Annotated in this window: 13 protein-coding genes and 1 other annotated feature; of the genes, 8 read left to right on the top strand and 5 right to left on the bottom strand. The window is 27.1% G+C overall.

The features are described 5' to 3' along the window. Positions 1-233 precede the first annotated feature (233 nt). From ABCM86_RS08710 to ABCM86_RS08690, 5 genes are all read right to left on the bottom strand, one after another. Positions 234-1,019, bottom strand: a complete 786-nt coding sequence (locus tag ABCM86_RS08710) for a hypothetical protein (protein ID WP_343003858.1) — start codon at positions 1,017-1,019, stop codon at positions 234-236. Continuing rightward, complete coding sequence (locus ABCM86_RS08705) at positions 1,016-1,390, bottom strand: hypothetical protein (RefSeq protein ID WP_343003857.1); 375 nt, start codon at positions 1,388-1,390, stop codon at positions 1,016-1,018. The genes ABCM86_RS08710 and ABCM86_RS08705 overlap by 4 nt, the downstream gene beginning before the upstream one ends. After that, entirely contained in the window at positions 1,353-2,402 is a 1,050-nt protein-coding gene (locus ABCM86_RS08700) for a hypothetical protein (RefSeq protein WP_343003856.1), read from the bottom strand. Before ABCM86_RS08700 ends, ABCM86_RS08705 begins: the two co-directional genes overlap by 38 nt. A 137-nt stretch (positions 2,403-2,539) precedes the next feature. Then, on the bottom strand, positions 2,540-3,052 hold the full coding sequence (locus tag ABCM86_RS08695; RefSeq protein WP_343003855.1) for a DUF2628 domain-containing protein: 513 nt from the start codon (positions 3,050-3,052) through the stop codon (positions 2,540-2,542). 536 nt (positions 3,053-3,588) lie between these two features. Then, entirely contained in the window at positions 3,589-3,825 is a 237-nt protein-coding gene (locus tag ABCM86_RS08690; protein WP_195931885.1) for a hypothetical protein, read from the bottom strand. 242 nt (positions 3,826-4,067) lie between these two features. Between ABCM86_RS08690 and larE the strand changes: the two genes are divergently transcribed. The 8 genes from larE (at position 4,068) to ABCM86_RS08650 (ending at position 13,081) form a co-directional block, all read left to right on the top strand. Beyond that, positions 4,068-4,865: an ATP-dependent sacrificial sulfur transferase LarE gene (larE, locus tag ABCM86_RS08685; RefSeq protein WP_343003854.1), complete on the top strand. Its 798-nt coding sequence runs from the start codon at positions 4,068-4,070 to the stop codon at positions 4,863-4,865. A 21-nt stretch (positions 4,866-4,886) separates the two neighbouring features. Next, positions 4,887-6,032: a class I SAM-dependent RNA methyltransferase gene (locus tag ABCM86_RS08680; protein WP_195930102.1), complete on the top strand. Its 1,146-nt coding sequence runs from the start codon at positions 4,887-4,889 to the stop codon at positions 6,030-6,032. 90 nt (positions 6,033-6,122) lie between these two features. After that, complete coding sequence (locus tag ABCM86_RS08675) at positions 6,123-6,761, top strand: hypothetical protein (protein WP_195930103.1); 639 nt, start codon at positions 6,123-6,125, stop codon at positions 6,759-6,761. A 142-nt stretch (positions 6,762-6,903) separates the two neighbouring features. Continuing rightward, on the top strand, positions 6,904-8,304 hold the full coding sequence (locus ABCM86_RS08670; RefSeq protein WP_195930104.1) for a hypothetical protein: 1,401 nt from the start codon (positions 6,904-6,906) through the stop codon (positions 8,302-8,304). 22 nt (positions 8,305-8,326) lie between these two features. Then, the gene (gene walR / locus ABCM86_RS08665) at positions 8,327-9,025 is read left to right on the top strand and encodes a cell wall metabolism DNA-binding response regulator WalR (RefSeq protein ID WP_195930105.1); all 699 of its coding nucleotides are present in this window, start codon (positions 8,327-8,329) and stop codon (positions 9,023-9,025) included. A gap of 2 nt (positions 9,026-9,027) precedes the next feature. Further along, a complete protein-coding gene (locus ABCM86_RS08660) occupies positions 9,028-10,509 on the top strand; it encodes a HAMP domain-containing sensor histidine kinase (RefSeq protein WP_330643987.1) in 1,482 nt (493 codons plus the stop codon). 95 nt (positions 10,510-10,604) lie between these two features. Then, on the top strand, positions 10,605-11,342 hold the full coding sequence (gene truA, locus ABCM86_RS08655; RefSeq protein ID WP_295674949.1) for a tRNA pseudouridine(38-40) synthase TruA: 738 nt from the start codon (positions 10,605-10,607) through the stop codon (positions 11,340-11,342). A 93-nt stretch (positions 11,343-11,435) separates the two neighbouring features. After that, positions 11,436-11,646 (top strand) — a binding site (T-box leader). 223 nt (positions 11,647-11,869) lie between these two features. Continuing rightward, on the top strand, positions 11,870-13,081 hold the full coding sequence (locus ABCM86_RS08650; protein ID WP_295674947.1) for an argininosuccinate synthase: 1,212 nt from the start codon (positions 11,870-11,872) through the stop codon (positions 13,079-13,081). Positions 13,082-13,620: the final 539 nt, after the last annotated feature.

The raw sequence follows: 13,620 nt of genomic DNA, 5'->3' as shown, positions 1-13,620 counted from the left end.
TCTTGGATATAAAACACCTGCAGAGGTCTTCGCTGCAACATAAACATAAAATGTTGCACTTATATTGACAATCTATCTATTAAAAAAACTTGTGATTTTGTTTCTTTTTACCTGTTTCATATAAATATTCTACATATACATAATATTTGTTATTTATTTTATGTACAAAACTACTTAATATCTTTTACATTAGTAATCCTACTTAAAAAAAGAGCAGTTGTGGACTGCCCTTATTATTCCTCAATTTGAATCTTTCCTATATTTTCATGAGTATATTGGCTAAGGTCCAAATTAACATCTAAATCTATTTTTTTTATTTCATCTTCTATCAAATATAAAAGATTCTCCCCATTGCATATTTTTTGTATATGTTCAATATTAAAATCTAAGATATAAATCCTATCATCTAAATTTTTTTCACTTAGTGCTATTTTTTTTGAAAGACCAGAAGCAGAATTCCAGCCTTTACATTGTGATTTACCTGAAAAACCATGATAAGAAAGTAAAATCCCTAAATGAGTATGTACGCTATTTATTAATGAATAAAACTTTCCAACCCATGTAACAGATACAGTGTTATTGTAATTTTTACATTCTACTAAAAAGAATTTATCTTTAAATGGAATTAGACCATCACTTTGAAGAATTTTACCATCTTCATTTAAATTTACAACTAAATCAATCTCATTAGATGAATTTTTTATATTGCTAAAAATATAGAAAATAGGAAAACTATTAAAGATATTTTGGGCTATATCTTCTAATAATTTACCTTTTTCTGTAGTGGAATCCTCTGAAGAGTCTGGTTTATCTTTTTTATTTGCATGTTCTTTAATTAAATTATCCGTTAGTGTTTTTATAGTTTCAATAGTTCTTGTGTCATAAGTTACCAACATATTATAAGTATCTTTTTTATCCTTTAATTTTTGATTAATAAATTCTTTTGTAAAAGCATCTTGTTGCTCTTCTGAAAGAGAATTTATAAGATTAAATATATTTTTGAATATATCTTCACTCATTTTGGTATAACTTTATAATTAATAATGATACTTTTCTTTATGTTTATTATTTCATGACACTTTGCACAATGAATTTCTTGACCTATAATTTGAGCTAAATTATCAAAAACATACTTTTGATATGTGTTACAATTATGACAATATAACATATACTTAGGCTCTATTATTTTTAAATTTTCTAGAAATGAAAAAACCTGATATGCTTGTTTTTCATTTATATCTAATTTTTTCATTACTACATTTGGTAGAATATATTCTTCAGAAGGCAAAGATTTAAGATAGTTTAATAAAATAGGGGTTTGTTTAGTGTTTAATAGTTGATTATCCAATAACTTATTCGTTGTAGTGGATAATATTTCTGGTAACATCATTCATCATCTCCAAATCATTATTATTATAATAATGAGATAACACAGTATAATTTCTTCCTTTGTAGTTATGAATAAATTCTATTATGTAATCAGCAGTATTATCATCATTTTTCCAACAGATAGCACTTCTTGGATATTCTCTATCTTCTTTTATTTTTTCTATAAAATCATCTAGTAAACCTTTAATTTCTAAATTAGAATTAAATAATTCAATATGAGATTCTATTAAACTTTCTAATTCTCCTATTAAAGGTAGAATATATCTATTATCTTCTGGGACTTTTAAACGAGCATAGCCTCCTAAATGTGAGTTAATCCATCTAGAGTATATCTCGGTTTGATTGTCTTTTTCAATAATGTTATTAATTATTTTTTCAAAATTAATTTCACTTAAGTTAACTTTTAAATAAGATTTTATCCAAGATGAAATTTGATCTATTTCTTTAGCATAAATATCATTATTAGTTTTAAAATTACTATTTAAAGAACTAACTCTTATTTCTATAATATTTATATCTGTATAAAATATTACAAGAGCTGGATATTTAACCTCTAATGTGTCTGAATTATCTTTTATTATTTTACTAAATTTAAAAACATATTCATTATTTAATTTTAAAACTGTTGGGACATGATAAATACTACTTAAATAATCAAAATTCGATTCAAATTCAACAGCTTTTTCTTCTGAAATTAATTCATGTAATTTATCAATACTAAGATTATCATATTTCCAAATAGCTGAATATTTATAATTTCTATCATATTCCCATCTTTCTATTGTATTTTGAATACCATCTTTATCTATATTATTTAATATCTTTAATATTTTATCGTTTTCTTTATCTAAATTAGAACAATCAATTCCAATTATTTTTTTTGAGTTTTTTCTTGTATTAATTAATTTTTCTTCTCTAAGTCTACTTAGTAGTTTTCTTTTTTCATCTTGAGTAATTAATTTACTTTCTATGATTGTATTTTTTAATATTTCATCAACTTTGTATTCTGCCATATAAATCCCCCCATAAACAGTTTTTATTACAGCAAATTTATCGAATAAAAGGTAGATGCTAACTGACCTGATGTTTATCTATATTATTTATTTCTATTTTGTGTAATCTTCTCTTTCATATTCTACATGTAATAATTTTAAAATAATCGTGTTTCATTTGTTGTATAAACATTATAATAAAGATAGTTAGCTCTAAAAGCTACTAAGATATCTAAAACTAAGCCTAAAATTAAAAAGCTTATAGAAGAAACTACTATATTAGCTATTAAATATATTAGTCCTTGTATAACCATACCTTTATACATCATCCATAAAGGGCCAAAGAAAAATGCTGCCCAATTAAATTTTCCTTTATAACCAGTTTCACTATTTTTTATTAATTCAAATTCGATTTTATAGTAAGATGGTAGATTACTAAAGTCATAGTTTGCTTTTTTTGATCCAGAAGTGAATGTAAAATCACCTAAATTATTTCTTTTGGGTTGATATTTTTCAAGTATAGAACCACATTTCACACACATTTCTTGTTTTTCTGATGTTTCTGCACCACAATTTTGGCAATAACTATCTCCATTCGTAACTCTAACACCGCAATGAACGCATATTTCAGCTTTATCATCAACTTGACTGCCACAATTTCTACAATACATAATATCTCCTCCTATTGTTTATTTTTACTATATTATTATTTTGAAAAATAACCGTTGTAATTATTTTAGTTTCTTTTCATAATACATTGTTAATTACAATAATTTTCATCCCAGTCTTGAATTTCTCATTTATACACGATTGTTGTTGTAGGGTCTTTATAATATTGTTGTTGCCAAGATGGAGTAGTTTCATATTCATTAGGTAGTCTATATGTTATATTGTAACTCATGAAGCTATTAAACATATTAAGACTGATTTTTTTGTATACTTTAATATTATAACTAAGTCTCCATTTTAAAATTTATAACAAATAAGCTTTTGAAAACTTTATTTTTCAATTTTTATTAATTTCTAAATATATACTTATATGTTAGCATTTTAAAACCTTAGTCTCAACATAAGTAGTATAAAAAGGAAACAGATTGTTTATAAATAACCATAATTAAATGAAGTAATTGGTTTTAATAATAAAAGGCTAGAGTATTCAATATAAAACTCTAGCCTTTTACTATAAATATTTTTATTTTAATATTAATTAATCTTCTTTAATATAAACGCTCGGAATATACATCGTTACATTTTCAAGCGCTATTATCTCATTATAAATATATTCGCTGTGTTTATCTACATTATCACATTCTAAATCTAAAGTTAAAAGTGTATTGTTGTATATATTTACATCAAGTGTTGTAGTCCCCTCTCTAAGTTTTAAGTTCATTCCCCTGTTTAGTCTAACTAATTTGTCTAATATTTTGACGTAATCTGCTGCCATTGTCAATTCCTCCCAAATATTAAATATAAAATCATAATAACATATTTTGGAAAAATATTAAACATAGTATATAATCAAATTTAAAAATAATATTTCATACAAAATAAATATGAAATATAGAGATATATAAAAAATATTTTTTAATTAAAAAAAGATTTATAAGAATTTATATAGAAGTCAGTTACATCTTTAATATATAATTACTTTAGATTGAAGTATATAAATTGAAAGGGTGGATAATTATGAATATAGATGAAAAATACGAATTATTAAAAAGCAAATTAAGAAAAATGGGAAGAGTTGTAATAGCTTATTCTGGTGGAGTTGACAGTAATTTTTTACTTAAAGTGGCGAGCGATGAACTTGGGGAAAATGTAGTAGCAGTCACAATACATGCTATGATGCATTCAGATAGAGAAATGGAAGAAGCTAAAGAATATACTAACGAGTTTGGGGTAAAACACGAAGTCATAAAAGTAGATAATTTCGACGAAAAAGGTTTTATTGAAAATAGCAAAAAAAGATGTTATTATTGTAAATGCGCAGTTTTCAATATGATTAAAGATTACGCAGCAAAAAACAATGTAAAATATGTCTTAGACGGAACTAATGTAAGTGATTTAGGTGATTTTAGACCTGGGCTTAAGGCTCTTGAAGAATTAGAAGTAGTAAGTCCGTTAAAAGACAGTGGCCTTACAAAAGAAGAGATAAGAATTTTGTCAAAGAGACTAAATTTAAATACATACAATAAACCTTCTTTTGCATGTCTTGCAAGTAGGATTCCTTATGGAGATAAAATTACGAAAGAAAAACTTAAATTAGTAGAAGAAGCCGAAAATTATCTTCAAGATTTAGGTTTTAGACAATATAGAGTTAGATTACATAACGATATAGCCAGAATAGAAGTGGCTAAGGATGAAATGCATAAGTTTTTCGATGATGAAATGATGAAAAATGTGCATAATAAACTTAAAGAAATTGGATTTAAGTATGTTACATTAGATTTAAATGGATATCAGATGGGAAGCTTAAATAACTAGACGAAAGGATTAGATTCATAAATGGAAAAAGGATACACTTTAATTTCGCCGTGCTTTTTTGGAATGGAAAAAATGCTAGCAAACGAAATTAAAAACTTAGGATTTGAAATTGTAAAAACAGAAGACGGAAGGGTTACATATAAAACTGATGAATACGGAATTGCAAAAGCAAATATGTGGCTTAGATGTGCAGAGAGAGTTCACCTTAAAATAGCTGAATTCGAAGCAAAAAGTTTCGACGAATTATTCGAAGGAACAAAGAGAATAAATTGGGCAAAATATATCCCATATGGAGCGCAATTCCCAATAACAAAAGCGTCTTCTATAAAATCAAAACTATACTCAATACCAGATATACAATCTATAGTTAAAAAGGCAGTAGTAGAAAGTCTTAAAAAGAGCTACCTTGAAACAGGATTAATAAAAGAAGACAAAGAAAAATATCCTATATATGTATTTATACATAAAGACAAAGTAACTCTTACAATAGATACAACAGGAGTTGCTCTACACAAAAGAGGATACAGAGAAAAAGCTAATAAAGCTCCAATAAGAGAGACATTAGCTGCTGGAATAATGTATTTAACACCATGGAGACCAGGAAGAACACTAGTCGATCCTCTATGTGGTTCGGGAACATTACTAATAGAAGCGGCTATGATGGGAATAAACATGGCTCCAGGGCTTAATCGTGAGTTTATATCTGAAAAATGGAGAACACTAGACAAAAAAATCTGGTGGGATACAAGAAGAGAAGCTTACGATATGATAAACGAAGATATCGAATTTAAAATTTACGGATACGATATAGACGAAGAAGTTATAGAAATAGCTAGAGAAAATGCAGAAATAGCAGGTGTTGCTGATTATATAGAATTTAATGTAGGCGATGCTACAGAGTTTACAAGTGACGAAGAATACGGATTTATCGTTACAAACCCACCATATGGTGAAAGACTTGAAGATGTCGATTCTGTAAAAATGCTTTACAAACAACTTGGCTATGCATTTAGAAAATTAAATAATTGGTCATATTATTTAATAACTTCATATGAAGATTTTGAAAATGAATTTGGTCAAGATGCAACAAGAAAAAGAAAACTATACAATGGTATGCTAAAAAGTTACTTATACCAATATCCAGGGCCAAAACCGCCTAGAAAATAATTAATTGCCTCCAAGATGCTTAAAAAAAGAATAAAAATAGAATTCTTTAAATATAAATATTATATAGCATTTTGGAGGTGTTATTTTATAATGAGAGCAAAACACAATAAAAAGAATTCAAAAAATAAAAATATTGAAAATAATACAAATACTCAATATGAAGAAAAATATAATGATGTCATTTTAAATGATCTTGTTCCAGAAGAAAGAAAAGAAGAGTTTAATATACAAGAAGGTAAAAATCAACCTAGAAAAAGAGCGAGAAAAAATGGTTTTAAATTTAATGTAGGTAAAAAAACAAAGAACCAAAACAAACAACAACAAGAAGAAGCAAACTCAAAAGTAAGTAAACATAATAAAAAAAGCAATGAAGAAGTAGAACAAACTACTCAACCTACAGAACAAAAGAAATCTAAAAAGACTAGACCAAGACAACATCACAAAAAACAAGGAACACAACAGTCTCAAGGTTCTGCTGAATCTAATACAGAAACAGAAGTGCATAAACACGCTAAAAAAAGAGTGCACAAACATAGAAAACAACCACAAAACCACGAAGAAACATTAAATGTACAAGAAGTAGAACAAAATACTTCACAAGAAAGTGAAGAAGTAGACGATACAGAAAATATTACTTATAGAGGAGAAGAAGCAGAACAACAAGCTCAAGACAATATAGGTATAAGTGATAAAAACATAATTTGGTCTGATGAAAATTTTGATAGATAATAGGTGTTAGCTTAAAGAGTTGTCGTAAATGATTAATTTAATCATTTAATGCACAACTCTTTTGATTTTTTTATTAATTATTGTATAATTAAAGTACAGAAAAATTTTAAGTACAATATATTAGATGGACAGGAGGATAAGCATGAGGCTATTAAAATTAGTAGGTGTATTATCTCTAGTTACTGTACTTAGTACAGGTTGTTATAAAAGCGAAAATGGAGAGAATAATCCTATAAATTTATTTGATGAATTGCCTATATACAACGAAGAGAAAAGAGAAATATCAGACAAGGTAAAAGTAATTGCAGGTAGTGCTGATTTAACTTTACCTTCTAACTCTATAGAGGTAGGAAAGATAAATGAAATCGATTTAAATAATGATAAAAAAGATGAAATTGTGTTTTTTGAAAAAAGGGAAGATATAAGAAATCAAGTTGGATTTACTGTATTAGATTTAAAAAAGAATGAAAGCAACGACACTTCATATATTAAACCTGGAAATAAAATCGAATATGCTAATTTCTATGACTTAGACAAGGATGGAAATAAGGAAATAATTTTGCTTATTGAAGACAAGAGTACAGTAACTCTGAGCATATGCAGATATGAAAATGGAAATATAGAAGAACTTATCTCTAATGACAACTACAATTATTTTAATAAAGATAATTTTACAAAATTAGGTGTATTAGTAGATGATTTAGATGATGATGGAAATTTAGAGTTAGTAGTTTATAATTATAACTATAAAAGCAAAGAGATGGATTTGAATGTATGTGCATTTAAAGACGATAAAATATCTATTTTAGATAGCTTAGTTTTTGAAAATATAAGAAATTTTGAGGATATAGAGATATCTGTCGGCAATATATCATCTAAGCAAAAAGCATTATTTTTAAGTTTGCCTGATAATGAAGATACAGGATTTACAACTCAAGTTGTTTATTTAGAACAAAAAAACTTAATAAATGCTTTTAAGGATATGAAGGTACAAATGAAAAATGAATACTTTATACCTTTTGAAGATGTAAACAATGATGGAATAACTAATATTCCAAAGATAGAGCAAAGCAGTGTTACAATAGATACTTTATCTACAAGTACATTCCCGACTAGTCTTATAATAAGTTGGAATAAATACAATGGAAAACAAGACAAAGACGCCGATGTAATATTTGTAAGTCAGATTTATTATAATTATGAAGCTAATTTTAGATTTTTAATACCGAATAATTTAGTCGGTAAATTATCTATAATTGAAGATACTGAAAATAAAAGTGGAAATTATAAAGTACTTAATTTCTATTATAATTCTACAAATGCTTATTCAGAGACAGCGCCTCATGATAGAAAACTATTATTTACTCTTAATGTCACAGAAAAGACGATAGTTGACGATACAAAAAATATAAGTAAAACAGGAAATAATGTTTATGAATCAGATAAATATATATTCTCTGTTTCTGATGTAAATATGGCAGAAATGAAAAAACTTGATTTAAATATAGAAATATTAAAAGATTATTTTTCAGCAATAAAATAATAATTTTAATGGAGGAAGGAATATGAAAGAAAAAATATTGGTTTTAGAAGACGAAATAGGTATAAGAAGTTTCGTCAGTATAAATTTAAAAAGGGAAGGTTATGAAATAATAGAAGCAGGTAGCGGTAGTGAGGCTATAGAAAAAATAACAGAACACAACGATATATCAATAGCGCTTTTAGACGTGATGCTTCCTGATATGAGTGGGATAGAAGTTTGTAAATATATAAGACAAAAATTTGACCAAGTTGGTATAATAATGCTTACTGCAAAAGCTCAAGAAGAAGACAAGCTAGAAGGATTTATATCTGGTGCAGATGATTATATGGTAAAACCATTTAGTATAAAAGAATTACTAGTTAGAGTTGCAGCACTTCTTAGAAGAGTTAAAAAAGAAGAAAGCTCTATGAAGTTAAATAAAATAGTATCAGAGCCGTTTACTCTTGATTTAGATAAGAGAAAATTATTTAAAGACGGTAGAGAAATTGAATTAACTCCGACTGAGTTTTCTATAGTTAAGTATTTAATGGTAAATGCAAAACAATCGTTAAGTAGGGACCAAATCTTAACAGAAGTTTGGGGCAATAATTACTTATATGATTTTAAAATAGTAGACGTAAATATAAGAAGAATAAGAAATAAAATAGAAGATGATCCATCAAAACCAAAATATATACAAACAATTTGGGGATATGGATATTGTTTTAGAAAGGAAGACTAAACTTGATATTACATTTAGATGGTTTGAGGAAAAGAGTAGTAAAATATTATTTCATCATGATTATAATTACTGTTGCTTTATTTGAAGTATTATTTATGTTTTATATGAAAGAATATTACTATAGTATGGCAAAATCTTATTTAGAACAACAAGTCAGATATACTCAAAACAGCTATGATTCATCAGGTATGGATTCTACAAGTTTTCAAGATAAAATAAATAATATATTAGAAAAAGAAGGCTTAAACCAAAGTTCAGGGTATGGCGAAAGTAGTGATAACTTCTCTGTAGCAATAGAAATTATAAATAAAAATAAAGAAGTTATGCTAGACCAATACGGCATAAAAACTGGAGAAGTAGTAAATTATGATGATGTAAATAAAGCTTTGACAGGAAGCCAAGATTATAATTTCTATATATATTCAATATCTGAGACAAAAGACCATATTATGAGTATATCTGTACCTCTAAAGGTCAATAATGTTGTAGAAGGTGTAGTTAGATATAGTGTATCTCTTAAAAAGGCGGACAATGCTATTTTTAGAGTAGTCTGTATAATATTTATTGGAGGACTAGTAATCTTACTTATCTGTCTACTTTTAAGTTTAAGATTTGCTGACTCTTTAATAAAACCTATACAAGACTTGAAAAAGACAGCTAATCAACTTGCACAAGGTAATTATAATATAAACTTAGAAAATGAAAAATTACATGATGATGAAATTGGCGACTTGGTCAAAACATTTGACCATATGGCAAAAGAAATAGATAAGACAAGAAAATTAAAAGAAGAATTTATATCTTCTGTATCACACGAACTTAGAACACCGCTTACATCCATAAAAGGATGGAGTGAGACTTTAGGATATGAAGGTATAAGTCGAGAAGAACTTGATTTAGGACTTGGAATTATACAAGATGAAACAGAAAGACTTATAACTTTAGTCGAAGAACTTCTAGATTTCTCTCGTCTAGCATCAGATAGAATAAGACTTCAAATTGACTCAGTCAATGTAACTAAACTTGCAAAAGACGTAGTAAATCAGCTTGGGGTTAAAGCTAGTGAGAAAAACATAACTTTACTTACTGAGTTTAATACAAAAGAAAGTGAAATAGTAGATATACAAGGTGACAAAAACAGACTTAAACAAGTTTTAATAAATCTTGTTCAAAATGCACTTAAGTTTACTGAAGAAGGCGGATATGTCGTTGTGAGGCTATCTCAAGGAGAAGAATATACAACTTTCTCTGTAGTCGATAATGGAATAGGTATAAAACAAGAAAACTTAGATAAAGTACTAGAAAAATTCTTCCAAGAGGACTACAACAAATCAGGAAGTGGTATAGGTCTTGCTATTAGTAACGAAATAGTAAAACTTCACAAAGGCAAAATGATATTAGAAAGTGAAAAAGGAGAGGGAACTTGTATTACCTTCACTTTAAAAAATAATTTAATGGATGCAATTGTAGAGGAAAAAATGTGATTTAATCACATTTTTTTCTGTATATAGATTTAAGGTATAATTTAAAAATATAATTATAGTTTTAAATTATAAAATCAAAAGAAAAGAGGCAAAATATGAGAAATATAAAGATGACAATAGAATATGATGGAAGCAACTTTAAAGGATTCCAAAAACTAAAAGATAACGAAAATACAATACAAGGAAAATTAGAATCTGTTTTAAGTCAAATGGCAGATGAAAAGATTGAGATAATAGGCTCTGGAAGGACAGATATGGGTGTTCACGCTTATGGACAAGTTGTAAACTTTAAAACTAATTGCAATTTATCATTAAATAAAATACATAAATATCTATATGAATACCTACCACAATCGATTGCAATAAAAGATATTGAAGAAGTAGACGACAGATTCCACAGTAGATATAATGCAAAGAGAAAAGTTTATTTATATAAAATCGACAATAGAGAATATCCAAATCCATTTAACAGAAAATACACTTGTCATGTAAGTAAAAAACTTGATGTAGAGGCTATGAGAGAAGTTTCTAAAGTATTAATAGGTGAACATGACTTTACAAGTTTCTGCTCATCTAGATCTAAAAAGAAAAGCCATGTCAGAGAAATCTACTCAATTACTATAAATGAAAAAGACGATATATTAGAAATATATGTAGAAGGTAATGGGTTTTTATACAATATGGTTAGGATAATAGCAGGTACGCTTATAGATGCAGGACAAGGAAAGATTACTGCTGATGAAGTAAAAGAACTATTAGAATTAAAAGACAGATCAAAATCGCCAGAGACAGCTCCAGCAAAAGGGTTATTCTTATATAGAGTTAAATACTAAAATAAAATATACAAAATGCAGTTGACAATTTTAACCAAATAGTTTATTATTAACTCATAAATAACAAGTAACCATTTATTAACAATTTAAAATATAAATCCGTTGAAAAAGAAAGTAGTTTATTTTAAATTTATAGAGAGCTGAGGATGGTGGAAGCTTAGCAATTATGAGATAAATGAAAAGAGCTTTGGAGGAGATTATCTGAACCTAAGTAGGATAATAGGAATGCCTTGCCTTAAAAGGAAGAGTGAATAAGTTTATCTTATTAATTAGAGTGGTAACGCGGAAATATTTCGTCTCTTGAGTTTTCAAGAGGCGTTTTTTAAATTCCTTTATTTTACTAAGATAAATTTGTTAATAAGAGTGGTACCGCGCAATGTCGCCTCTTAGCAATGATTACTAAGGGGCTTTTTTAATACACAAAAAAAGTTATATGGCTTTAAAAAGTACAGAGATGCTTTAAGTTATCTAATTCAGAAAATAAAGAAAATAATAAAAAATTATATAAGTTTGAGGGGGATAAAAAAATGAAAGAAAAAGTTGTATTAGCATATTCAGGAGGACTAGATACTTCAGTAATAATTCCATGGTTAAAGGAAAACTATGACTTAGATGTTATAGCAGTTTGTGCAAATGTAGGTCAAAATGACGATATGAGCCAAATCGAAGAAAAAGCAAAAGCAAGTGGAGCTATAAAAGCCTATGTGGAGGATTTAAGAGAAGAATTTATAACTACTACTATATACCAAGCTATAAAAGCTGAAACATTATATGAAAATAGATATCCTTTAGGAACAGCACTTGCTAGACCTATAATAGCTAAAAAATTAGTTGAAATAGCACAAAATGAAGGCGCAAAATATATATGCCATGGTTGTACAGGAAAAGGAAACGACCAAGTTAGATTTGAAGGGACTATAGCTGCTCTTGATCCATCTATAAAAGTTATAGCACCTTGGAGAATATGGGATATAAAATCTAGAGAAGATGCAATAGATTATGCAAATGCACACAACATTCCAGTTGTTGCAACTAAGAAAAAAATATATTCAGTAGACGACAACTTATGGCATGTTTCTACAGAAGGTGGGGATATAGAATATCTTGAAAATGAACACAATAAAGATATATACAAAAAAACTTGCTCTCCAGAAGATGCAGCAGATGAAGCTGAATATATAGAAATAGGATTTGAAAAAGGTATACCAGTATCTTTAAATGGGGAAAAATTATCACCAGTAGAGCTTGTTGAAGCAGTAGATAAATTAGGTGCTAAACACGGTATAGGTATAGTAGATATATTAGAAAATAGATTAGTTGGTATGAAATCAAGAGGAATATATGAAACTCCAGGAGGAGAAATATTCTATGCAGCACATAACTACTTAGAAAGTGCTACATTAGACAAAGATACTCTTCACTTAAAACAAAGATTATCACTTGAATTTGCTGATTTAATATACAATGGAAAATGGTATTCAAAAACTTGTAAAGCAATAAATGCTTTTATGGATGAAACACAAGAAAATGTTACAGGTTCTGTAAAATTAAAATTATACAAAGGTAATATAAAACCAGCAGGAATATTTACAGACCATAAATTATACGACCAAAGTATATCTTCATTTGGGGATAGCGAATTATACGACCACAAAGATGCAGAAGGTTTTATAAATTTATTTACATTACCACTAAAAATAAATGCTATGACTCAAAATGGCAAAAAAATGACTAAATAAGCGTTTTAAGTAAAAAGTAAATTTAATAATGAAAGACTATATAATTAAAAGCCGCTTCTAAATTTTAGAGGTGGCTTTTAAATTATAAGAAAAAAATATATAAATAGTGTATAAAGTGTATATATTTTGTAGAAAAATCCATTTAAGTAGAAAAATAAATTAAATGTAAAGGATGTGAACAATGAATAATACTTATGTAGGATATCATGGAACGACTATTTTAAGAGGCGAAAGCATACTAAACTCTAAACAATATTTTAAGATTATATAAAAATATCCAGATCCCTACATACCATAAGCACAAGATTTTTTCAGATTTGAAAATTTGAAAAAGTTATGAAAGGATAAATTCTAATTATATAGCATATTTTATAAATAATTTTAAAATATTACAAATTTAAAGGTGAGTATATAGAATGCTCGCCATTTTTTGTATTAAAAAATATAAGTATAAAAGCAGATTTTAACATAACTAAAAATGAATATAATGTATATTTTTTTATATATTTTTCAATATTTATGATATAATAAACTTTGCA

The sequence above is a fragment of the Clostridium sp. 2218st1_F5_2218SCRN_220325 genome (genome assembly GCF_039062665.1).
GTDB lineage: Bacteria > Bacillota > Clostridia > Peptostreptococcales > Peptostreptococcaceae > Intestinibacter.
Note: the sequence above shows the minus strand (reverse complement) of the source record. Positions and strands in the feature narration are given on the sequence as shown.

Coding starts and splice junctions, on each gene's coding strand:
- ABCM86_RS08650 (WP_295674947.1), top strand. CDS start 11,870: ATGAAAGAAAAAGTTGTATTAGCATATTCAGGAGGACTAGATACTTCA.
- ABCM86_RS08705 (WP_343003857.1), bottom strand. CDS start 1,390: ATGATGTTACCAGAAATATTATCCACTACAACGAATAAGTTATTGGAT.
- ABCM86_RS08695 (WP_343003855.1), bottom strand. CDS start 3,052: ATGTATTGTAGAAATTGTGGCAGTCAAGTTGATGATAAAGCTGAAATA.
- larE (WP_343003854.1), top strand. CDS start 4,068: ATGAATATAGATGAAAAATACGAATTATTAAAAAGCAAATTAAGAAAA.
- ABCM86_RS08675 (WP_195930103.1), top strand. CDS start 6,123: ATGAGAGCAAAACACAATAAAAAGAATTCAAAAAATAAAAATATTGAA.
- ABCM86_RS08690 (WP_195931885.1), bottom strand. CDS start 3,825: ATGGCAGCAGATTACGTCAAAATATTAGACAAATTAGTTAGACTAAAC.
- walR (WP_195930105.1), top strand. CDS start 8,327: ATGAAAGAAAAAATATTGGTTTTAGAAGACGAAATAGGTATAAGAAGT.
- ABCM86_RS08670 (WP_195930104.1), top strand. CDS start 6,904: ATGAGGCTATTAAAATTAGTAGGTGTATTATCTCTAGTTACTGTACTT.
- ABCM86_RS08700 (WP_343003856.1), bottom strand. CDS start 2,402: ATGGCAGAATACAAAGTTGATGAAATATTAAAAAATACAATCATAGAA.
- ABCM86_RS08710 (WP_343003858.1), bottom strand. CDS start 1,019: ATGAGTGAAGATATATTCAAAAATATATTTAATCTTATAAATTCTCTT.
- ABCM86_RS08680 (WP_195930102.1), top strand. CDS start 4,887: ATGGAAAAAGGATACACTTTAATTTCGCCGTGCTTTTTTGGAATGGAA.
- truA (WP_295674949.1), top strand. CDS start 10,605: ATGAGAAATATAAAGATGACAATAGAATATGATGGAAGCAACTTTAAA.